This is a genomic window from Halobiforma nitratireducens JCM 10879 (genome assembly GCF_000337895.1).
Taxonomy (GTDB): domain Archaea; phylum Halobacteriota; class Halobacteria; order Halobacteriales; family Natrialbaceae; genus Natronobacterium; species Natronobacterium nitratireducens.
On sequence record NZ_AOMA01000077.1, the window covers coordinates 1 to 20,788 of the forward strand.

Below are 20,788 nucleotides of genomic sequence, written 5' to 3' on the forward strand. Positions count from 1 at the left end.
GGCCGACCTCGAGACGCTGGGGTGTGAGATCGACGACGAGTGGTTCCTCAAGAACGCCCGGGTCCAGCCGTTCGATCACTTCGGGACCGAGGCCACGGAGGAGTAACGACGCGCGTTCGTCGCCTGCGGATATCTGCAACCCCGTTGGTTGCAGTTTTACTCAATATATTTCCGGTCGGTGCGCCGATCCAAATCTATTTGGGCGAACGATTATTCATCCTGCATTTCCTTGAGGAAACGTAATATGGATGGACCGCGGACCGACGGCAGCCACACCGGCGACGGAGCACTCGAGCGAGACGGACCGACGGTACGGAGAGATGCGTTCGACACGCGGACGCGACGCTGGTCCGATCCGGTCTCGGTCCCCGTCTCGGTCGTCACGAAACCGGCTGCACGTGGAGTGGCCGGGTCCGTGAATATCGTCACCCACTCGACCCCGAGTAGCTGAATGTCGGGCGGCACGCGAACCGAACTCCTCCTCGTCGAAGACGACGATGCGGACGCGACGCTTCTCCGGGAAGCGTTCTCGACGATCGACGCCGATGTCCGGCTTCGCGTCTCCGGCGATGGCTACGACGCGTTACGCTGCCTGAAACGGACCGCCGACGACGATCCCGCGGCGCTTCCCGACATCGTGATCGTCGATCTGGACCTCCCCGGGAAAGACGGGTGCGAACTACTCGAGGCCATCAGAGCGGAGCCACGGCTTCGTCGGCTCCCTGTGCTCGTGTTTACCGACTCGAGCGATCCCGATGACGTATCACGGTGTTACGAGGCACACGCGAACGCGTACCTGACGAAGCCGACCGGCTTCGAGGAGACCGTTACGATCGCCGAGTTGCTCGTGCGGTTCTGGTGTCGCCACGCGAAGCTGCCGCCGGCTCCGACATCGCGGTAACGGTCGGCCGTCGTTTGCTGGCGTTCCGCCGACCTACCACTGCAGGCGATTCTCTTACTTGTTGTGCAGTGAACTTATCCGCTCGAGTGCGTTGAACCCGGTAATGAGCGATCGTGGTCAGTCGGGTAACGGCCAGGGGTGGTTCGTCGCCGGGGAGCCATCCCCTGGTCCGCAGTTTCGAACCCTCGTCGAGACCGTCGACGGCGGCGTCTTCCGGTTCGATAGTGACGGCCGACTCGTCGCTGTCGACGACGACCTCGCAGAACTGGTATGTGACGGGTCCGACTCGGCCTCGAGCGACCGTGGGACCGAGTGCTGCCACCGGAGTCGCGACCGTCTGCTCGGGACTCCCGTCGCCGAACTCGCCGTCGAGGGGGACCGCGATCGAGTCACGAGCGCCCTCGGAGACGCTGGCAACGGTGACGCCGACACCGATACCGACACCGACACCGACACCGGCATCGACCTCGACACCGACACCATCACCGAACTCGAGATCACGGTCCCCACCGACGGCGACCCCGTCCCCTGTCGCCTGCGACTCAACCGTTCGCTACCCGAGGAGTCGACCGGAACGTACGACGGTGGCGGGCTCGGCGTCGTTCGGCCGATACGGTCCGAGACTGCCGCCCACTCGAGCCCACCGGAGCCGCTCCAGTCGATGCCGGGGGCGCTCGAGGCGGCCGGCGTGGGGGTGTTCGTTCTCGATTCGTCGTTCGACGTCGCCTGGATCAACGACACGACAGAGCGGTACTTCGGAATCGACCGGACCGACGTCGTTGGCCGGGACAAACGACAGTTGATCGTCGAGACGATCCGCGACCGCGTCTCGGAGGGCGACGCCGAGGAGTTCGTCGATACCGTCCTGGCGACCTACGACGACAACAGCTACCTCGAGCAGTTCGAGTGTCGGATCACCGGCGGCGACGGCGACGAACGCTGGCTCGAGCACCGGAGCAAACCGATCGAAAGCGGGCCGTACGACGGCGGCCGCATCGAACTGTACTACGATGTCACGGAGCAGCGCCGCCGCGCCGTCCAGTTGCGGCGGCTGAACGAAGGGGTTCGCGACTGGCTCGAGTGTGACACACGCGAGGCCGTCGCGGAGCGGGCCTGCCGGAGCCTGGAGGACGTGCTCGATCTCGACATCAACGGCGTCTATCGCTACGACGACGATCGGGAGGCCCTCCGGCCGGCCGCACAGTCCGAGCGTGCGGTCGAGCTGTTCGACGAACTCCCGACGTTCGGCGAGAGCGAGGGGATCGTCTGGCGCGTCTTCGAGACCGGCGAGTCCGAAATTTACGAGGATGTCCGCTCCGACCCCGACGTCTACAACCCCGAGACGCCGATCCGAAGCGAGATCGTGCTCCCGATCGGCGACCACGGCGTTCTCCTGGTCGGATCGGAACGGGCGGCCGCGTTCGGCGACGAGGAGCTGTCGCTCGCGAAGATCGTCGCCTCGAGTCTCGAGGCGATTTTCGACCGGATCAGGAACGAACGCCGCCTCCAGTGTGAGCGATCCCAGACCGAGAAACTCCTTCGGACGGCTCCGGTCGCCATCGCCGTCGAGGACGCGAACGGCGAGACGGTCCTCACGAACCGATACGCGACCGAGGAACTGGACCTGCCGGCCGACGCGACGATTGAGAATGTCGCACGAAGCGAGGCGTGGACCGTCTACGACGTCGACGACGGCGGGGAGAGGATCGGCGAACCCGGCGAGCCGCTCGAGCCCGAACGGGCACCGTCGGCGCTGGCCCGTCGCTTCGGCGACCCGGTCGTCGATCGGGAACTCGTCCTCGAGAGCGACGACGAGAACGGCGACGACCCGGCCCGTCGCCGCCGCTGGTTCTCCGTCAACGCCGCGCCGGTTCCGGGGCCGGACGGGGAACTCGGGCGCGTCGTGATCGTCGGCGAAGACATCACCGAGCGCAAAGAGTACGAACGTCGTCTCGAGCGCCGGAAGAGCGAACTCGAGACCGAGCTGAGCGAAATACTGGGCCGGGTCTCCGACGCGTTCGTCGCCGTCGACGACGACTGGCGGTTCACGCACGCCAACGACCACGCTGCCGATCTCCTCGGTGCGGGGGAAGGACAAACGGGCGGAGATCCCGACCCCGAAGACGACGGTTCTGGAGCCGATCCCGACGACCTGCTGGGCGAACGACTCTGGGACGCCTATCCGGGCGAGGTGGAGCCGATCCGTCGTCCGTTCCGTGAGGCGATGCGAACCCAGCGACCGGTAAGCGTCGAGCGGCGGGTCGATGCGCTGGACTCGTGGCTCGAGTTTACCGCGTACCCGTCCGAGACCGGTCTGTCGGTGTACTTCCGCGACGTGACCGACCGAAAGGAGCAAGAACGGGAGCTCAGACGGTACGAGACGATCGTCGAAACGATCGAGGACGGGATATACGTGATCGACGAGGACAACCGGTTCACGACGGTCAACGACGCCTACACGGAACTGACTGGCTACGATCGGGAGGCGTTGCTCGGATCGCACGGCTCGCTGGTAGCCGACGAGTCGACGATAGCGCTCGCTCGACGGCTCGCTGCCGACGACGCCGACGCGTCCACGATCGAGACGGAGATCGAGACTGCAGCCGGCGACCGCGTTCCCGTCGAAGCGACGGTGACCAGTCTCACGCGGGCAGACGGCAAACGTGAGCGGATCGGCGTCGTACGTGACGTCACCGAGCGCATGGAGCGCCAGCGGCAACTCGAGGCCAGCGAGCAACGGTACCGGACGCTCGTCGAGAACTTCCCACAGGGGATCGTGGCTCTGTTCGACGACGACCTCCGGTATACGGCCGCCGGCGGCGCGTTGCTGGACGACCTCGGAGCCGCTCGGGAGACGATCATCGGACAGCGCCTCCCCGAGCGGTACGACGACGACCTCGTCGAAGAGATCGAACCCCACTTCCGGGCCGCCCTCGAGGGCGAGGAACGGTCGTTCGAGATCACGTACTGCGGGCGCGAACTCTCCGCGCGTATCCTCCCCGTCCGGATCGGCGACGAGGTCGATGCCGGCATGCTCGTCGCCCAGGATGTCACCGAGCGAAACGAGTACCAGCGCCGACTCGAGGAGTCCAACGAGCGCCTCGAGCAGTTCGCGTACGCGGCTTCCCACGACCTGCAGGAGCCGCTGCGGATGGTCTCGAGTTACCTGCANCCGACTCGAGGAGTCCAACGAGCGCCTCGAGCAGTTCGCGTACGCGGCTTCCCACGACCTGCAGGAGCCGCTGCGGATGGTCTCGAGTTACCTGCAACTCATCGACCGGCGCTACGGCGACGACCTCGACGAGGACGGCCAGGAGTTCCTCGCGTACGCCGTCGACGGTGCGGAGCGAATGAAAGCGATGATCGAAGGGCTGCTCGAGTACTCGCGGGTGGAAACCCGCGGCGATCCGCTCGAGCCCGTCGATCTGAACGCCGTTCTCGAGGACGTTCGGGACGATCTCACTGTCAGTCTCGCCGAAGAAAACGCGACGGTCGAGGTCGAGGCGCTCCCGACGGTTCGGGGCGATGCCCACCAGTTGCGCCAGGTATTCCAGAATCTCCTCTCGAACGCCGTCGAGTACAGCGGCGACGAGTCCCCCCGGATCGAGGTATCGGCCGAGCGAACCACCGGTCGAACGCGGACGATCGCCGTCCGGGACGAGGGGATCGGCATCCACCCCGATGATCAGGAACGTATCTTCGAAGTGTTCCAGCGGCTGCAGGCCGCTGGCCAGGGGTCGGGTACCGGAATCGGACTCGCGCTCTGTCGACGGATCGTCGAGCGCCACGACGGCGAGATCGACGTCGAGTCGACGCCCGGGGAAGGGACGACGTTCTACGTGACGTTGCCGGCTGCCTCGGAGAACTGACCGCTGTACCGATTTACCGGTGCGACCGCGTCTCGTCGTGCGGTCGCGCCGGAACCGTCTTCCAGCAGCCAGTACGAGTCGCGTCGTTGCCCGCCGGTCCGTCGATCTCGAGCGACGGTCGCGATTCGAGCTGCCGACGGTCGACGACGGCCGACGCCTCACCGGCCACAGGAGGTGTCGGGCCGACCAACAGTTATATATCCGATCCACTACACCTGCCGGCAAGGCGGTGCACGACGTGATCCACGCCATCACCAACCCGGCTTCGGAGCCGAACCGGGGTCGACTCCTGCTCGCTGCATCGTTCGCTTCCTTCGCGGTCGCGGGTGCCGCGACTGCCAGTACCGACGCGATCGTGCCGACGGTCGGAGCAACGGCTCTCGCCGTCGGCGGCGTCTACTGGCTGGCGTTGTACGCGAAGCGGGTCACTCGCCGAACCCTCGCCCAGCTATCGCTCGCACTCTGGGTCGGCTTCTTGGGCATCGCGGGTCTCCACGCGGTCGGTCTCGAGGCCGTCGCGGCGTCGATCCCCGGCCCGACGGCGACGCTCGTCCTCTCGTTGACCGCGATCACCTGGGGGACCTTGCTGACTGCCTGTGGCTCGACCGCGTTCCTGGCGGCTCGCGAGTACGGTGCGTCCGCCGGCACACAGGTCGAGGCCGAGACGTCCGACTACTCGACACGGTAGCTGACCGCGATTCCTTCTCCAAGCGGTAACAGGACGGTTTCGAACTCGGGATCGTCGGTCACTCGCTGCAGGTAGTCGGCGATCCCTCGCGTGTGGTCGTTGACCTCGAGCGTGTCGGGATCGGTGCCGTCCGCGACGATCTCGCGGAGCTTCTCGAACTCGATGACCCCCGCGGTGACCGCGTTGTCCGCGACGACGATACCCCCTGGCGGGATCGAAGCACGGACGGCCTCGAAGGCGTCGGCGTACCGGTGTTTCTGGTGGTCGATCAGGACGACGTCGAACGGCCCGTCGTAGCTCTCGATCGTCTCCATGGCGTCGCCGAGTTCGTACCGGGCCAGTTCGTCGTACCCCCCCACAGCCATGTACTCGCGGGCCAACTCGAGTTCGTCCTCGTCGACCTCGGTGAGGACGATTTCGCCGTCGCCGGGCAGCGCCTCGGCGAACCAGTAGGCGGAGTAACCGTAGCCGGAGCCGAACTCGAAGATCCGCTCGGCGTCGGTCAGCCGTGCCAGCAGTCGGAGGACGCCACCGACTTCCGGCCCGACGTGTGGGAATCCTTCGCGCTCGGCGAACTCGTCCATTTCGACCAGCGTCTCGTCGGGTTCGGGTCCGACGGCCCGGACGAAACGCTCGACCTCTGTCGCGAGTACGTCGACCATACCCGTGGCTACGGGGCCCAGCACATCAACTTCTGGGACGCCGAGTTACGTTGCCGGCGTCTCTCCACATGCTGACGATCGCTCCGCCGAAACGTGACACGAGTCGCTGCGGAGGGAGTTACGTCGCGGCGAGGCGTGCGATCCCTTCGGCGAGTACGCGGGCTCCCGTCGCGCAGTCCTCCCAGTCCGTCCACTCGAGCGGCGTGTGTGAGAGTCCATCCTCCGACGGGACAAAGAGCATACCTGCGTCGGTGACCCGCGAGACGGTCATCGCGTCGTGGGCCGCACCGGAGTGCAGCGAAACCGACTCGACGCCGGCCGCGTCGGCTCCCGACACGAGCGCGTCCCGGCAGCGGTCGCTCATCGGTGCTGGATCGACCTCGAGTTCGACGTCGAACTCGGTTTCGACGCCGCGGTCGCTCTCGAGGCGGGTCAGACAGCGACGGGTCCGCTCGAGAAGCGCGCCCATCGTCTCGGCGTCGATGTCCCGGAGGTCGACCCCGAGTTCGACCGCGCCGGGGACGACGTTGGTCGCGTTCGGCGCGACGTGGTTCTTGCCGACGGTCGCGACGGCGGTGCCGGGTTCGCCCGCGTCCGCTCCGTCGATCGCGAACTCCCGGCCTGCCCGCTCTACGTCGAGCACGAATTCGCTCGCTGCGGCGAGCGCGTCGGTCCGGTCGCCCATCGCCGTCGTTCCGGCGTGGTCGGCCTCGCCGACGAACCGCGCTTCCGCGTGGACGATCCCCGTGATCGTCGAGACGACGCCAACTGGGACCCCACGCTCCTCGAGGCGCGTGTCCTGCTCGACGTGGAGTTCGAGGAACGAGTCCCACTCGCTGGCGTCGACGCTCCCGTCGCCGCGGTAGCCGATCCCCTCGAGAACGGTCTCCAGTGTCGTCCCCTCGTCGTCGGTCGCCGCGAGCGCGTCAGCGATGCTGTACTGGCCCGCCGCGACGGACGACCCCAACAGACCGCCGCCGAACCGTGTCCCCTCCTCCTCGGTGAAGGAGACGACCGCGACCGGCCGTCTCGGCTCGCAGCCGCTTTCCTGCAGGGCACGGACGGCTTCGAGCGCAGCGTAGACGCCGAGAGGGCCGTCGAAGATGCCACCCTCGGGTACCGAATCGAGGTGGCTCCCGGCTGCGACCGGCGACGCGTCCGGGTTGGCCGAATCGGGCGTCCAGGTGCCGACGACGTTCCCGACGGCGTCGACCGAGACGGCGAGTCCCGCGTCCTCGAGTCGGTCGACGAGGCGGTCGCGCGCTCGTCGGTTCGCCTCCGTCCCGGTGAGGACCGTTCGGCCCCGCCCCTCGTCGGCGTCGACCGCGCCGAACGCGGCGTTTTCCTCGATATCCGTCCGGAGTCGATCCCGGTCGACGACGATCGGTTCGTCCGCGGCTCCGTTCCCGCCTCCGTTCGGCTCCTGCCTGCTCATACGCCCGCTTTTCGGATTCCCGTGGGATACCGTTTCGTCTCGCGGCAGGGCACTCCAGGGCAGGATCGGTGTCGCGAAGGCGACCGCGGACGGCACGTTTTTTGGCCCTTCGTGCCGTCAGCATCGATCGAATGTCCGCCGAACACGAACACGAACACCCGCTCGTCGACGTCGTCGACAATCTGGTGTACGAACCCGCACAGGTTCACGAGCACGGGATCGATCTGACCGCGAGTGCAATCTACCGCGTCGCCGGCCCCGGTCGGATCGACTTCGGCGGCGACGAACTCGAGGACGCCGACCTCGAGCCCGTCGACACGGAGCTTCGGGAGCCGGACGACGAGTACGGCTGGTGGAACCTCGAGGGCGGCCAGTACATCGTCCAGCACAACGAGTTCCTGACCGATCCCGAGGAGCCGCTGTGGCTGCAACCACGCAACGACGTGCTCGCGCGAGGAGGCTCGCATCCGTCGATGCAGGTGGTGTCACACCTGCCGCTGATCCCGCTGACGGTCGCCGACGGCGGGCTCCGGCTCAAGGAGAACGCGCGGATTTCGACGCTGCTCCCGGCCGACGGTCGGAACGGCTCGGCTGGCGTCGACCTCGAGAACGGTTGATACCCTCACCGTTTCAGCTCGGTCTTCCCCTCGCTTACGGGTTACGGGAGTCAATGATCGCCGATCGACAGAACTGGATCGCCGATCGGCGGTACACAGTTACAGCAATCCGTCTCAGAGCGTGCCGAACACGAGCAGCCCTACGACCGACACGACCGTGGCGGCGTTGTACCACGGTTGGCTCCGCTCGGCCGCACGCCGGGCGTCGCCGACCGCGACCGTCTTCGCGAGCCGGTTCGTGCCGGCAGTCAGAAGCACTGCGAGGAGCACCCAGACGAGGATCGATGCCAGCGTCAGCCAGCCCGACGGTGTCGTCGCCAGCGCGGTGAGGGTGTACTCGAGGGAGGTAAAGTAGACCCCGGTCAACAGAATCGCGACGCCGGAGACGGCAGTCACGAGCGCGAACCGCTTCCCGATCGCACGGACGGCGTCGACGGAGAGTCGTCCTCGCCGAGCGGCCGGCAGGACGACCAACGCCATCGTCACCGTCGCACCGACGAGTATCACGACCGCCAGCAGGTGCCCGGCGATCGCGAGGGTTTCGAGGAACGTCATACCGTGTGGTAGGAGACCGGCGCAAAATATGTTTTCACGCCGCGTACTGATCTCCGACCGAGCGGATCGTCGTCACTCCAATCGCCGGCGATGTGGTCGAGTTGATAGGGAGTGTTGTATCGATCTCCCGGTGTGACTGCTTCGGATCGCGGGTCCACCGGAAACGGGGAGTGAACCGTATGTAGGGACGTGCTGTCGGTCGTGTTCCCCGTCGGGGCCGGGTGAGTCGGATGAGTCGAGGTGTCGGAACGATACTCGCGTCACGGTCGGGTGACGGAATACTGCACCGAGGTGAATACTTAACCCGATCGCTGCGGCTACGTGTTAGTATGGCAATCGATACCGTCTTGCTGGCGGTCGGACCGATGGACACGGTTCGCGCCGAGGACCTGGCCGAAACCGTCCTCGAGATCGCCGAACCGCTCGAGGCGACGGTCGTTATCGGACACGCGTTTACCGAGACGGAGTACGAGGAGTTCCGGGAGGACCTCGGACTCGAGGCTCGCGTCGAGGACGTCGATCCCGACGCGGTCGCGACCCGTCGCGCGCCGGTCGGTGATCTCGAGGAGCGACTCACCGAAGCGGGCGTCGACTGCGAGATCCGCGGCGCGATCGGGGATGTCGGCGACGAGGTGGTCGACCTGGCGCGGTCGGTAGACGCGGATCGGATCGTCGTCGGCGGTCGTCGTCGATCACCAGCCGAAAAGGCAGTGCTCGGATCGGTGTCACAGGATATTATCCTGCAGGCACCCTGTCCGGTGACCTACTTCCGGGACGTGAACGTACTGGACTAGGGCTGCTCGGTTCAGTCCGTTCTCCCGCCCGAGTCCGCCGATCGACGAGCGGCATCCGAATAGCCGTCGGACCCAGTCGGCGACAGCCCCGCCGACGGCTCGACCGGCCGTCCGGTACAGAATGCTACTCGTCTCCGAGTCGTAATCTGGGTAGTTAAGTACGGCGACGGTCGTTCCTAGGACAGGATGGTCTACTACGCCGGCGTCGACCTCGGCGCGACGAACCTGCGGGCTGCCGTCGCCGACGACGACGGGACCACGATCGGCGTCAGCCGGAACGCGACGCCGCGAGGCCCGACGGGCATCGACGTGACGGAAGGCGTCCTGCGAACGCTCCGGGAAGCCTGTGGCGATGCGGGGATCGAGCCCGAATCGATCGACGCTGCGGGTATCGGCTCGATCGGCCCGTTCGATCTCGCCGAAGGAGCGGTGATCGATCCGGCCAACCTGCCGGACTCGATCGACCGCATTCCGTTGACGGGACCGATCGAGAAACTGATCGACAGCGAGGAGGTACACCTCCACAACGACACGACCGCGGGCGTCATCGGCGAGCGGTTCCACGCCGATCGCAACCCCGCCGATATGGTCTACATCACGATTTCCTCGGGGATCGGTGCCGGCGTCTGTTGTGACGGTGAGATTCTCGACGGCTGGGACGGCAACGCCGGCGAGGTCGGCCACACCGTCGTCGATCCACGCGGCCGGCTGACCTGTGGCTGCGGCCACGACGGTCACTGGGAGGCCTACTGTTCCGGGAACGCCATCCCGGATTTCGTCCGTCTGCTCGCCGAGGACGACCCGACGATCGACACCGACCTCCCGCTCGAGGACCCCGACTTCACGGCGAAAGACGTCTTCGAGTTCGCCGGAGAGGACGAACTGGCCGACTACGCGATCGATCAACTGGCCCACTGGAACGCGATCGGGGTCAGCAACGTGATCCACTCGTTCGCGCCGATCGTCGTCTCTTTTGGCGGCGCAGTCGCGTTGCACAACGAGGACCTGGTCGTCGACCGCATCCGCCAACGGGTCTCGGAGATGGTGATGGCCAACGTCCCGGAAATCCGCGTGACCGACCACGGCGACGACGTCGTCCTCGAGGGTGCCCTTGCGAGCGCGATGACCGAGGGGACCGGCGATCGAAGCCGCTTCAAGCGGTAGGGGCCGACTCAGCGGCTGTGTTACACCCGGTGCTATTTTGGCGTCGACCACGTGAGAAGATGTATGCAGCGGCGAACGGTGCTCCGGCGAAGCGGTGCTTCCCTCTTTGCCCTCCCCGCGCTCGGTTCGCGGTCGATCGACGCCGCGTCCGGGACGGCCGCGAGTTCAGGTTCGCTCGAGACTGCTGACAGCGGCTACGAACCCCTCGGCCAGGTCGCCATCGAGGGTGCCGCCGAGGCGGTGGTCGGCGACGACGGTGAGATCGTCTATCTCGCGACGACGACCGGGTTCGCGATCGTCGACGTGAGCGATCCCGGGGACCCCGAACTGCTCTTTCAGGAGGACAGTATCGCCGTCGACGGCGACCCCTTACTCGAGGTGCTCGACGTCAAAGTCGACGGCGATCGGCTCGTGGTTCCGGGGCCGGCGAACCGTACCTCGGCCTCGGGTCGACTCTTTCACGGATTCTGCTGTTACGACGTGTCGGAGCCGGCGGAGCCGGCGCTCGTCGGCCAGCCGTACGAAACCGGGTTCCACATCCACAACTGCTATCTCGACGGCGAGACGCTCTACGTCGTCGCGAACGACCCCGCCGAGAATCCGCTTGTCGTGTACGACGTCGGAGCCGAGATCGAGGAGATCGGCCGCTGGTCGTTGCTCGAGCGCGAACCCGACTGGGGCGACGTCTACTGGCTCGCCCGCTATCTCCACGACGTCTACGTCCACGACGATATCGCCTACCTCGCCCACTGGAACGCCGGCACGTACCTGCTAGACGTCGCCGACCCGTCCGAACCCGAGTACCTCTCGCACGTCGCCGAAACCTCCCTCGAGGAGCAACTCGCAGTCGACGACGGGAGCGAGACCCAGCAGGGGTTGCCCGGAAACGACCACTATTCGGCGGTCGACGAGACCGGTGACCTGCTGGCGGTGGGGCGGGAGGCCTGGGCGACTGGCGGCGACGAGCCGGACGGGCCGGGTGGGATCGACCTCTACGATGTCTCCGAGCCGGAAGCGCCGGTCGAACGGGGTTCGATCGCGGCTCCCGAGGCCGTCGACGAGAGCTACGGGGCCGGGTTGTGGACGACGGCGCACAACTTCGAGCTTCGTGACGGTCGGCTCTACGCGTCCTGGTATCGCGGTGGCGTCTCGATCCACGACGTGACTGATCCCGACGAGCCGGAGGCGGTCGCGTCCTGGCGTGACCCCCACGAAGCCGGCTTCTGGACCGCTCGGGTCGCCGAACCGGGCGAGACGTTCGTCGCCAGCAGCACGCCCGCGATTCCGAACTCGCCGACCGAGGGGGCCCTCTACACGTTCCCGATCGAAGCCGGCGAGCAGGTCGATCCCCCGTCGTTGACCGATCCGGACGCGTTCGACCTCGAGCCGGAGCGCCGGACGGAAGACGACGAGGACGCCGGGGAGGAAACAGCACAATCAGAGCCGACGGCCGAAACGAGCCAGGAAGACGACGAGACCGAAGACGACGACTCGCGGCTCGGGTTCACCGCCGGCGCGGTCGGCGTCGCCAGCGGTGCAGTTGCACTCGAGGTGTTGCGGCGGCGAAACCGGCAGTGAGTGGAGCGCCCGTGGTCGGAGAGACGACTGCCGTGATCGAGCGCGATCGGGGCGAACAATGATGTGGGACGGCTCCCCAGTGGACCTCACGGCCGAACGCCATGACGGGATACGATCACGCGGCGGTACAGGAGTTCTGGCAGTACGTCTGGGAGCGGGAGGGGGTGTACGAACTCCCCGACGACGCGACGGACCCGACCTACGTCCTCGGGATGTTCCCTTACACGTCCGGGACGCTTCATATGGGTCACGTCCGAAACTACGCCATTACGGACGCCTACGCCCGCTACCGACGGATGCGTGGCGACGACGTTCTCCACCCGATGGGGTGGGACGCGTTCGGCCTCCCCGCGGAGAACGCGGCCTACGAGCGCGCGAGCGACCCCGAGTCCTGGACCAGAGCCTGCATCCGGCGGATGCGGGAAGACCTCGAGACGCTCGGCCTGGGGTACGACTGGACTCGGGAGATCACCACCTGCGATCCCGACTACTATCAGTGGAACCAGTGGTTGTTCAAACGCCTGTACGAGGCGGGGCTCGTGGAGTACGAGGCCGCGGCGGTCGAGTGGTGCCCGGACTGCGAGACGGTACTGGCCGACGCACAGGTTCGTGAGGCTGCACTCGAGGACGCCGACGGGGCCGGCCACCGCACCTGCTGGCGCTGTGAGAGCCCCGTCGACCGACGGGAACTCGACCAGTGGTTTTTCACCATCACCGACTACGCCGAGCAGCTTCACGAGGGGTTAGCCGATCTTACGGGCTGGCCCGACGGCGTTCGTGAAATCCAGCGCAACTGGATCGGACGGCAAGAGGGTGCAAGGATCGAATTCGCGGTCGATCTCGAGGACGCACTCGAGACCGGTCGGACGAGCGTCGACGTCTTCAGCGCCCGGCCCGAGACGATCCACGGCGCGACCTACCTCGCGCTCTCGCCGGGACACGACCTGGCGCGGGCGCTCGCCGAGGTGGACGACGACGTACGGGCGTACGTCGACGAGACCGTGGATCGAACCCGGGTGTCGGACGAAACCGGCTTCTCCGGGGTCGAAACCGACGCGACCGCGATCCACCCGCTGACCGGCGAGCGACTCCCGGTCTACGTCGCGGGCTACGTGCTTGAGGACGTCGGCACCGGCGCAGTGATGGGCGTCCCCGGTCACGACGTGCGCGATCACGAGTTCGCTCGCGAGCAGAACCTGCCGATCGAGCGGGTGATCGAGCCCGACGGTGGCGACGATCACGACGGCAGTGATGCCACCCCGTACACGGGCGACGGCACGTTGATCGACAGCGGCGACTACACCGGTCTCGAGAGCGACCGCGCCCGCGAACGGCTGATAGCTGAGTGTGACACACTCGAGGACGACGTCACCTACCGACTACGGGACTGGTTGCTCTCGCGGCAGCGGTACTGGGGGACGCCAATTCCGATCGTCCACTGCGAAGACTGTGGCCCCGTCCCCGTCCCGGACGAGGAACTACCGGTCGAGCTCCCCGAGTTCGTCCGAACCACGGGCAACCCGCTCGAGGAACACGTCTCCTTCCGCGAGGCGACCTGTCCCGAGTGTGGCGAGGCCGCGCGACGCGAGACCGACACGATGGATACGTTCGTCGACTCCTCGTGGTACTACCTGCGATTCCTCTCACCCGACCTCGAGGACGCCCCGTTCGATACCGACCTGGCCGCGGAGTGGCTGCCCGTCGACGTCTACGTCGGCGGCGACGAGCACGCCACGTTGCACCTGCTGTACACTCGGTTCTTCGCACGAGCGCTGACTGATCTCGGGTTGCTCGACTGTCCCGAACCGATCCGGGAACTACGGAGCCAGGGGACGGTGCTGTACGAGGGCGAGAAGATGTCCAGTTCGGCGGGTAACGTCGTCGCTCCCGAGGAGTACGGTGCGGAGACGACCCGACTGTTCGTCCTCTCGGCGGCTCACCCCGAACAGGACTTCGAGTGGACCGCAAACGACGTTCGCGGGGCGTACGACCTCCAGCAGACGCTGTACGGGATGGTGACCGAGTTCGTCGAGGGTGGGTGGAGTAGGGTCGGCGGGGACGACGGTAGCCACGATGGCAGCACCAACGCCGCCCCGCGAACCGGAGCCGACCGCCTCCCGAGAGACAAGTACGTCGACCGCGAAATCGACCGTACGATCGTGGCGGCCGCCACGGAGTACGATCGGTTCCGATTCCACCGCGTCGCGACCGAGCTCCGGGAACTCGCCACACTGCTTGCCCGATATCGGGAATTCGAGCGCCCGCAGGAAAGGGTGTACCGACGCGGCCTGCTGACCCTGTCCGCACTGATCGCGCCGATGGCACCCCACCTGGGCGAAGAGCTGTGGAACAAGCTCCGTGGCGACGGCCTCGTCGTCGACGCCGACTGGCCCGCCCTCGAGACGGCAGCCGACGCGGACGGTATCGACTACCGGCTCGAGCGTGCGCTCGTCGAACGGACCCTCGAGGACGTTCGGGACATCGTCGACGTCGCAGCACTCACGGACCTCGACCGGATCGAACTGGTCGTCGCCGAGGAGTGGACCTACCGCGTCCTGGCGGCTGTGAACGAAATCGCTGCGGCCGAGACTGGCCGTCGCGAGACGGACCGGTCGACACTCCTCGAGCGACTTCGGGACCGACTCGCGGCCGACCCGGACCTCGACGCTCCCGACCGTGAACGGCTCGCGACGTTTCTCGAAGAAAGCGGCGTTCTCGAGGGTACGCTCGAGTTCGTCTCGGGACGCGGTGGCTCGTCCGAGCGACCTCAACCACTACCGGCCGACCGCGAGCGTGCGGTCCTCGAGCGTGCGGCCTGGCTGCTCACCGACGAGTTCGACGCCGACGTGACGGTGCGTCGCGCGGACGGGACGACGGACGTGGCCGCGCGCCCGAGCAAGCCGTCGATCCACATCGACTGACCAGAGGTGATCGGCTCGGATTTGCCTGCTGGGATCACCGTCGTCCGCTCGGTGCGTGGAGCGTGGACTTCGATATCGAAGGAAAGGAAGTGCTAACGCGGTGAATCGCCGATTCACAAGGACAGGTTTATTCGGCCGGGTTCGAAAGTGCCGAGACACGATATGGAGGGTGGTGGCGATAGCGTCGACGAACGGATCGAGCGGTCTCCCAGCCAGTCCGTTATCGAGGCCGTGGCGGAAGCGGAAGGAGTCACACCCGGGGAGCTGTCTCCCCCCGAGTACGAACCGCTCCATGCGGTCGTCGATCCCGACGCTCTCGACGCGTTGTTCGAGCATCACGCCGACGGACGACCACGTCCTGGCGGGTCCGTCTTCTTCGAGTTCTGTGGCTACGGGATTACTGTCGACGAGTGTGGCAGCGTGATGCTTTCGGAATCGGCGTCCGAGTCGGAGTCGGAGTCGGAATCGGAATCCGAATCCGAATCCGAGTTCGACGGCGTTTGATCACTCGTCGAACGACCGTTCTCCCCAGTAGCCACTAATCGAGATATCAGCCGTGGAGCCGTTTGCCGCACCGGCAGTCGGTCCTCTCGAGCCTCGCTGACCACCCGTCGATACCGACGCCACCCCGCCGTCGTGCGAGTAACCGGAACGGCAAGACAAATACGCACGCTCTCCAAACCACCGACAATGGCAACCGCGGACGCGAAACGTCGACTCCGAGAGCGGCCGATCGGCGCAACGGTGTTTCTGACGATCGTCGGCTACGCGCTCGTCATCGGGACGTTCGTGCTGGATATCGGGCTCTACCCCGATCTGACACATGCACAGATCAACCTGCTCACACACGCGATCGCGGTCATCAACGGAGCCGCGACCGTCCTACTTGCCGCCGGCTGGTACTGGATTCGCGCCGGCGAGGTCGAAAAACACCGGCTGGCGATGGTCGGTGCGTTCGCCTTGATCCTGCTGTTCCTGGTCGTCTATCTGATCCGGGTCGGTGGCGGGGGCGAGAAGCTGTTCCAGGGGCCCCAGCTGGTCCGGTACGCCTATCTGCTCATGCTCGCGATCCACATCGTCCTCTCGATCGTGGCGGTGCCGGTCGTCCTCTATGCACTGGTGCTCGGACTGACCCACACCCCGTCCGAACTCCGCGAGACGGCCCACGCGCGGATCGGTCGGATCGCGGCCGCAACCTGGATTCTGAGCCTCGTGCTCGGGATCGTCACGTACCTGATGCTCAACCACATCTACGACTACGAGTTCGCCGCGATGCTCGTCCCCCTGTTCTAGAGCCGCTCGAGCCGTCTCACGCCCCGTCGGTGCGGCGGCTGGAGCAAGGGTACTCGAGGCACACACAGGCGTCGTCGGGTGTTATATTGCTTGCGACCGTAGCGTTCGCATGAACGTTCGCGGCTCGCTTTCGGTCGAGGAAATAGACGAGTTTCTCACGACCCACGATGTGCCGGTCAGGCTCGCCTGTCGGACGCCGTCGGGACACCTCTGGATGCTCTCGCTGTGGTATCGCTACCGCGAGGACCGGACCCTCGAGTGTGCCACATCGGCGAGTGCGACGGTCGTCGACTATCTGACCCACGACCCGACGGATGCGAGTCCGGAGAGCGAGGGCGAGGGCGAGGGCGGGGACGAGGGTGAGGGTGAGGGTGAGGGTGAGAGCGAAGTCGCCTTCGAAATCTCGACGAACCGGCCACCCTACGGCGGCGTTCGCGGGCGTGGCACGGCGTCGGTCGCACCCGATCCCGAAAAGGAGACGCTCCGGGCGCTCCTCGAGCGGTACCTCGACGGGACGGAGTCGGAACTGGCCCAGAATCTGCTTCGCGAGGAGCGCGAAGAGGTAACAATCGCGATTGAACCGGCGGTGGTGTACGGCTGGGATTACAGTGGTCGAATGGGCGAGGCAAGCGAGCAGTAGCCGGAACCAACAGCGGTCAGTCGGTCCGCGGGATCGACCGCGCGCCCAGCGCGAACGTAATCACGGCGAGGGCAGTCAGGATCGCGAGGTTCGCGAGGGCGGGATCGACTCCCGCGACCGCCGGCGTCGTCGCGTCGGGATAGGCTGCCGCACGGACGCCACGAGCGAAGTACGTCAGCGGCGAGAGGTTCACGAGCGGCTCGAACCAGCCGGGGAGCTGCTCGAGCGTGATGAACGTCTCCGAGAGGAACAAAAGCGGCAGGGCGATCGTGTTACTGGCCGCGACCGCGCCGTCACGCGAGTCGGTGTAGCTGCCAAGCATCGCGCCGATGCCACAGAAACAGATCACTCCCACGACGACGTATGGAACCAGCAGCGCGGAGAACGCGATCTCGGCACCGGTCAACGCGAGCACGAGCCCGAGGATCAACAGCCCGGCGAGGCCGATGATGACGGCATTGACGACTGTCTGTGCGAGCAGCCACTCGAATCTGGACAGCGGCGTCGTCGCGAGTTTCTCGAAGCGGTTGCCCTCGCGGTGGCGGGCGACCTCGCTTCCCATCCGGGACAGCGGCGTAAAGAGGACGACCACGGCGAGATAGCCGGGAATGTACCAGCCTGCCGGTTCGGCGAACAGCCCGTCTCCCGCCGGGTCCGTGCGGACGAGAGCACCGAAGATGACGATCAGGATGACGGGGAAGAAGAACGTGAAAAAGACCGCCGTCCGACGGCGAACGAACGAGCGCCAGCCGGCGTCGGCCTCCGCCCGGATCCGTCCGAGCCTGCTCATCGCGTCTCACCTGCGTTCGCCGCCTCGGCGTTCGCTCGCTGTGTGACGCGTGCCGTCCGTTCGCGTTCGGCGTCGTCGGCCAGTTCGAGGTAGACGTCCTCGAGGTCGGGTTCGGTCCAGTTCAGCCCCGTGTACTCGAGGTCGCGGGCCTCGAGGTAGTCGACGACGGGGCCGATCTCTGCGGGTGTGACGTCCCTGATGACGACGGCGTCGGTGTTCGTCGACCGCCGCCGGCTTTCTGCCCGTTCGACTGGGAACTCGAGGTCGTCGAAGGCGTCGACATCGGTGGTCGTCTCGATCGTGAGCCGACTCGCGCCGCCGTGGACGGCCACGAGCTCGTCCGGCGACCCCTGGGCGACGATCCGGCCGTCGGCGAGCAGGCCGACGCGGTCGGCGAGGTGCTCGGCTTCGGCCATATCGTGTGTGGTGAGGACGACGGTCGTTCCGCCGGCGGCGAGCTCTTCGACGAGACTCCAGATGGTTCGCCGACCGGCGGGATCGATGCCGGTCGTCGGCTCGTCCAGAAAGAGGACGTCGGGATCGTTGACCAGAATCGAGCCGACGCAGGCGCGGCGCTGCTGGCCGCCCGAGAGGTTCTCGTACCACGTCTCGTCGGCGTCGGCGAGCCCGACGTCGGCGAGGACCGTCTCGGGGTCACGGGCGTCGTCGTACAGGCCCGCGTAGTAACTGATTAGCTCACGGGCCGTGAGCCGGTCCGGCGGTGAGAAGTCCTGCGGGAGGACCCCGAGCCGGTCGCGGTCGACGTCGGCCGGCGCTTCGCCGAGTACGCGGGCCGAGCCGCCGTCGGGCTCGGTCGTTCCCGTCAGTGCGCGGACGAGCGTCGTCTTGCCGGCCCCGTTCGGGCCGATCAGGCCGAACACCTCGCCCCGTCCGACGGTCAGTGAGGCACCTGCCAGTGCGACGGTGTCACCGTACCTTCGCTCGAGGTCTGTCGCCTCCACCACGGCTTCCATACGGCCCGGTATCGGCCGCCCGGGCGTAAGGGGTTCGGTTTGGACGCTCGCAGCGTGTTGCCTTCGCAGGCTCAATCATTACGCGCCTGACGGTGGTAACTCGGCCGGATGACCCGAATCGGTTACACCCTCTCGAGTGAGGAACACGGCCCGAGCCGACTGGTCGAGATCGCACGACGTGCGGAGGAAGCCGGCTTCGATTTTCTCTCGATCTCCGATCACTTCCACCCGTGGGTACCGGAACAGGGGGAGTCGCCGTTCGTGTGGTCGACGCTCGGGGCGATCGCACAAGCGACCGACGACATCGAGGTCGGCGTCGGCGTCACGTGTCCGACGATCCGAATTCATCCGGTCAACGTCGCCCACGCCGTCGCGACGGTCGACGAGATGTTCGGCGATCGCTTCACGTTCGGCGTCGGTACCGGCGAGAACCTGAACGAACACGTGACGGGCGAACGGTGGCCGGAACACGACGTTCGACTCGAGATGCTAGACGAGGCGATGGCGGTGATGCGGGGGCTCTGGACCGGGGAGACGGTCAGCCACCACGGCGAGCACTACACCGTCGAGAACGCTCGTCTGTACACCTGTCCGGACGAACAGCCGACGACGATCGGCAGTGCCTTCGGGCCACAGACTGCCCGATGGGTCGCCGAGCGAACGGAGGGACTCTGGTGTTCCGGACCGAAAGACGAACCAGTAGCGGCCTACGAGGACGCCGGCGGCGACGGGCCCAGATACACCCAGCTCCATGGCTGCTACGCCGAGACCGAGTCGGAGGCCGTCGAGACCGTTTACGAGAGTTGGCCGAACGGATCGGTTCCCGGCGAACTCAGCCAGGAGCTTCCGATGCCCGCTCACTTCGACCAGGCGGCCCAGATGGTCGAGAGAGACGACATCGTGGAGTCTTCGACGCTGACCGACCCCGACCCACAGGCGCACGTCGACAGTATCCAGCAGGCGATCGACGCCGGCTACGATCACGTCTACTTCCACCAGATCGGGGACGAACAGGAACTGGCGATCGAGTTGTACGAGACGGACGTGATACCGTCGTTCGGGTAACACGACCCCTTCGAGCGAGCGGCGATCCCGCCTGAATCGGCGCGAACGGCCGTTAAGAGTTAAGTCCGACGGCATCATAGCGCCAGTACGGACGATGACCGACTACTCCGACGAAGAGCAGCGGATCCTCTCGTATCTCCGCGAGAGTGCCGCCCGGGGAGAACAGTACTTCCGGGCGAAAAACATCGCGGACGCGATCGGCCTCTCGTCGAAACAGGTGGGCGCACGCCTCCCTCACCTCGCGGAGAAATCCGACGAGGTCGACATCGAGAAGTGGGGGCGGGCCCGGTCGACGACCTGGAAAGTTACAGTCAGTTGATCGGCCTCGAGGTGATCGACGGGCCGTCGGGTCACCAGCGCCCCGTTTCACTCCACGGTTTTTTTATCGGTGTGCCACCGACGTAGTGGCATGACCGTACGGGTCGAGCGGGCGTTCGAGCTGTCGGCGTCCCCCGAAGCCGTCTGGGAGTTTATCGCCGACCCCGAAAGCCGCGCGCGGGCGATCAGCGTCGTCCGTGAGTACACGACCAACGATTCGGAGGGGCGGCGGGTGACCTGGGAGGTCGAGCTACCGATTCCGCTGGTTCGACGGACCGCGACCGTCGAAACCGAGGACCTGACTCGCCAACCACCCGAGTACGTCGAGTTCGTCGGCCGGTCGAAAGTGATGCAGGTCACCGGTGAACACGAAATCGTGGAAACGGAAGGGGGCGTGAGACTCGAGAACCGGTTCGTCGTCGACGGCAAACTCCCCGGTGTCGAGAAGTACTTCGAACGAAACCTCGACGACGAGATCGGGAACTTACAGCGGGAGCTCGAGCGGCATCTGGAGGCGAGATAGT

General features: G+C 66.3%; 19 protein-coding genes and 1 pseudogene. 15 read left to right on the plus strand and 5 right to left on the minus strand.

Going from position 1 to position 20,788, the window contains the following annotated elements; genetic code table 11:
• The first annotated feature begins 244 nt into the window (after positions 1 to 244).
• The 4 genes and pseudogenes from C446_RS07315 (at position 245) to C446_RS07330 (ending at position 5,458) form a co-directional block, all read left to right on the plus strand.
• A complete protein-coding gene (locus C446_RS07315; RefSeq protein ID WP_006672446.1) occupies positions 245 to 451 on the plus strand; it encodes a hypothetical protein in 207 nt (68 codons plus the stop codon).
• Positions 452 to 901: a response regulator gene (locus C446_RS07320; RefSeq protein ID WP_006672447.1), complete on the plus strand. Its 450-nt coding sequence runs from the start codon at positions 452 to 454 to the stop codon at positions 899 to 901.
• Positions 902 to 1,004: 103 nt separating this feature from the next.
• A pseudogene (locus tag C446_RS07325) lies at positions 1,005 to 4,770 on the plus strand (PAS domain S-box protein).
• Between the two features lie 229 nt (positions 4,771 to 4,999).
• On the plus strand, positions 5,000 to 5,458 hold the full coding sequence (locus tag C446_RS07330; RefSeq protein ID WP_006672450.1) for a hypothetical protein: 459 nt from the start codon (positions 5,000 to 5,002) through the stop codon (positions 5,456 to 5,458).
• On the opposite strand, the gene C446_RS07335 is transcribed toward C446_RS07330, so the two are convergent.
• Positions 5,443 to 6,120, minus strand: a complete 678-nt coding sequence (locus tag C446_RS07335) for an O-methyltransferase (protein ID WP_006672451.1) — start codon at positions 6,118 to 6,120, stop codon at positions 5,443 to 5,445. The genes C446_RS07330 and C446_RS07335 overlap by 16 nt on opposite strands.
• A 118-nt stretch (positions 6,121 to 6,238) precedes the next feature.
• Positions 6,239 to 7,555 carry a Zn-dependent hydrolase gene (locus tag C446_RS07340; RefSeq protein ID WP_006672452.1) on the minus strand — a complete coding sequence of 439 codons (1,317 nt, stop codon included), beginning with the start codon at positions 7,553 to 7,555 and terminating at the stop codon, positions 6,239 to 6,241.
• A gap of 131 nt (positions 7,556 to 7,686) precedes the next feature.
• Here C446_RS07340 and C446_RS07345 point away from each other — a divergent pair, with 131 nt between their 5' ends.
• Entirely contained in the window at positions 7,687 to 8,172 is a 486-nt protein-coding gene (locus C446_RS07345) for a dCTP deaminase/dUTPase family protein (protein WP_006672453.1), read from the plus strand.
• A gap of 114 nt (positions 8,173 to 8,286) precedes the next feature.
• On the opposite strand, the gene C446_RS07350 is transcribed toward C446_RS07345, so the two are convergent.
• Positions 8,287 to 8,727: a hypothetical protein gene (locus C446_RS07350; protein WP_006672454.1), complete on the minus strand. Its 441-nt coding sequence runs from the start codon at positions 8,725 to 8,727 to the stop codon at positions 8,287 to 8,289.
• Positions 8,728 to 9,056: 329 nt separating this feature from the next.
• Here C446_RS07350 and C446_RS07355 point away from each other — a divergent pair, with 329 nt between their 5' ends.
• The 7 genes from C446_RS07355 (at position 9,057) to C446_RS07385 (ending at position 17,117) form a co-directional block, all read left to right on the plus strand.
• Positions 9,057 to 9,521, plus strand: coding sequence for a universal stress protein (locus C446_RS07355; RefSeq protein ID WP_006672455.1), 465 nt, complete (start codon positions 9,057 to 9,059; stop codon positions 9,519 to 9,521).
• A 186-nt stretch (positions 9,522 to 9,707) separates the two neighbouring features.
• Positions 9,708 to 10,685, plus strand: a complete 978-nt coding sequence (locus C446_RS07360) for an ROK family protein (protein ID WP_006672456.1) — start codon at positions 9,708 to 9,710, stop codon at positions 10,683 to 10,685.
• Between the two features lie 63 nt (positions 10,686 to 10,748).
• Complete coding sequence (locus tag C446_RS07365; RefSeq protein ID WP_006672457.1) at positions 10,749 to 12,263, plus strand: LVIVD repeat-containing protein; 1,515 nt, start codon at positions 10,749 to 10,751, stop codon at positions 12,261 to 12,263.
• 101 nt (positions 12,264 to 12,364) lie between these two features.
• Positions 12,365 to 15,184 carry a leucine--tRNA ligase gene (leuS, locus tag C446_RS07370; protein WP_006672458.1) on the plus strand — a complete coding sequence of 940 codons (2,820 nt, stop codon included), beginning with the start codon at positions 12,365 to 12,367 and terminating at the stop codon, positions 15,182 to 15,184.
• 162 nt (positions 15,185 to 15,346) lie between these two features.
• Positions 15,347 to 15,688 carry a HalOD1 output domain-containing protein gene (locus C446_RS19050; protein WP_006672459.1) on the plus strand — a complete coding sequence of 114 codons (342 nt, stop codon included), beginning with the start codon at positions 15,347 to 15,349 and terminating at the stop codon, positions 15,686 to 15,688.
• Between the two features lie 186 nt (positions 15,689 to 15,874).
• The gene (locus tag C446_RS07380; RefSeq protein ID WP_006672460.1) at positions 15,875 to 16,477 is read left to right on the plus strand and encodes a DUF420 domain-containing protein; all 603 of its coding nucleotides are present in this window, start codon (positions 15,875 to 15,877) and stop codon (positions 16,475 to 16,477) included.
• 109 nt (positions 16,478 to 16,586) lie between these two features.
• Complete coding sequence (locus tag C446_RS07385) at positions 16,587 to 17,117, plus strand: hypothetical protein (protein WP_006672461.1); 531 nt, start codon at positions 16,587 to 16,589, stop codon at positions 17,115 to 17,117.
• Positions 17,118 to 17,133: 16 nt separating this feature from the next.
• Here the strand turns inward: C446_RS07385 and C446_RS07390 are convergent, their stop codons facing one another.
• Together C446_RS07390 and C446_RS07395 are read right to left on the minus strand one after the other, a co-directional pair.
• On the minus strand, positions 17,134 to 17,907 hold the full coding sequence (locus tag C446_RS07390; protein ID WP_006672462.1) for an ABC transporter permease: 774 nt from the start codon (positions 17,905 to 17,907) through the stop codon (positions 17,134 to 17,136).
• A complete protein-coding gene (locus C446_RS07395; protein WP_006672463.1) occupies positions 17,904 to 18,881 on the minus strand; it encodes an ABC transporter ATP-binding protein in 978 nt (325 codons plus the stop codon). The genes C446_RS07390 and C446_RS07395 overlap by 4 nt, the downstream gene beginning before the upstream one ends.
• 108 nt (positions 18,882 to 18,989) lie before the next feature.
• On the opposite strand from C446_RS07395, the gene C446_RS07400 reads away from it, so the two are divergent.
• From C446_RS07400 to C446_RS07410, 3 genes are all read left to right on the plus strand, one after another.
• Entirely contained in the window at positions 18,990 to 19,946 is a 957-nt protein-coding gene (locus tag C446_RS07400; protein WP_006672464.1) for a TIGR03557 family F420-dependent LLM class oxidoreductase, read from the plus strand.
• Positions 19,947 to 20,040: 94 nt separating this feature from the next.
• The gene (locus tag C446_RS07405) at positions 20,041 to 20,265 is read left to right on the plus strand and encodes a DUF7123 family protein (protein WP_006672465.1); all 225 of its coding nucleotides are present in this window, start codon (positions 20,041 to 20,043) and stop codon (positions 20,263 to 20,265) included.
• A gap of 90 nt (positions 20,266 to 20,355) precedes the next feature.
• Positions 20,356 to 20,787, plus strand: coding sequence for an SRPBCC family protein (locus tag C446_RS07410; RefSeq protein ID WP_006672466.1), 432 nt, complete (start codon positions 20,356 to 20,358; stop codon positions 20,785 to 20,787).
• The last annotated feature ends 1 nt before the right edge of the window (position 20,788 follow it).

What these genes read in the sequence shown, in the direction of transcription:
- C446_RS07360 (WP_006672456.1), top strand. Translation starts at nt 9,708, where the DNA reads ATGGTCTACTACGCCGGCGTCGACCTCGGCGCGACGAACCTGCGGGCT.
- C446_RS07390 (WP_006672462.1), bottom strand. Translation starts at nt 17,907, where the DNA reads ATGAGCAGGCTCGGACGGATCCGGGCGGAGGCCGACGCCGGCTGGCGC.
- C446_RS07340 (WP_006672452.1), bottom strand. Translation starts at nt 7,555, where the DNA reads ATGAGCAGGCAGGAGCCGAACGGAGGCGGGAACGGAGCCGCGGACGAA.
- C446_RS07380 (WP_006672460.1), top strand. Translation starts at nt 15,875, where the DNA reads ATGGCAACCGCGGACGCGAAACGTCGACTCCGAGAGCGGCCGATCGGC.
- C446_RS07400 (WP_006672464.1), top strand. Translation starts at nt 18,990, where the DNA reads ATGACCCGAATCGGTTACACCCTCTCGAGTGAGGAACACGGCCCGAGC.
- C446_RS07320 (WP_006672447.1), top strand. Translation starts at nt 452, where the DNA reads ATGTCGGGCGGCACGCGAACCGAACTCCTCCTCGTCGAAGACGACGAT.
- C446_RS07315 (WP_006672446.1), top strand. Translation starts at nt 245, where the DNA reads ATGGATGGACCGCGGACCGACGGCAGCCACACCGGCGACGGAGCACTC.
- C446_RS07345 (WP_006672453.1), top strand. Translation starts at nt 7,687, where the DNA reads ATGTCCGCCGAACACGAACACGAACACCCGCTCGTCGACGTCGTCGAC.
- C446_RS07335 (WP_006672451.1), bottom strand. Translation starts at nt 6,120, where the DNA reads ATGGTCGACGTACTCGCGACAGAGGTCGAGCGTTTCGTCCGGGCCGTC.
- leuS (WP_006672458.1), top strand. Translation starts at nt 12,365, where the DNA reads ATGACGGGATACGATCACGCGGCGGTACAGGAGTTCTGGCAGTACGTC.
- C446_RS07395 (WP_006672463.1), bottom strand. Translation starts at nt 18,881, where the DNA reads ATGGAAGCCGTGGTGGAGGCGACAGACCTCGAGCGAAGGTACGGTGAC.
- C446_RS19050 (WP_006672459.1), top strand. Translation starts at nt 15,347, where the DNA reads ATGGAGGGTGGTGGCGATAGCGTCGACGAACGGATCGAGCGGTCTCCC.
- C446_RS07355 (WP_006672455.1), top strand. Translation starts at nt 9,057, where the DNA reads ATGGCAATCGATACCGTCTTGCTGGCGGTCGGACCGATGGACACGGTT.
- C446_RS07350 (WP_006672454.1), bottom strand. Translation starts at nt 8,727, where the DNA reads ATGACGTTCCTCGAAACCCTCGCGATCGCCGGGCACCTGCTGGCGGTC.
- C446_RS07410 (WP_006672466.1), top strand. Translation starts at nt 20,356, where the DNA reads ATGACCGTACGGGTCGAGCGGGCGTTCGAGCTGTCGGCGTCCCCCGAA.
- C446_RS07365 (WP_006672457.1), top strand. Translation starts at nt 10,749, where the DNA reads ATGCAGCGGCGAACGGTGCTCCGGCGAAGCGGTGCTTCCCTCTTTGCC.
- C446_RS07405 (WP_006672465.1), top strand. Translation starts at nt 20,041, where the DNA reads ATGACCGACTACTCCGACGAAGAGCAGCGGATCCTCTCGTATCTCCGC.
- C446_RS07385 (WP_006672461.1), top strand. Translation starts at nt 16,587, where the DNA reads ATGAACGTTCGCGGCTCGCTTTCGGTCGAGGAAATAGACGAGTTTCTC.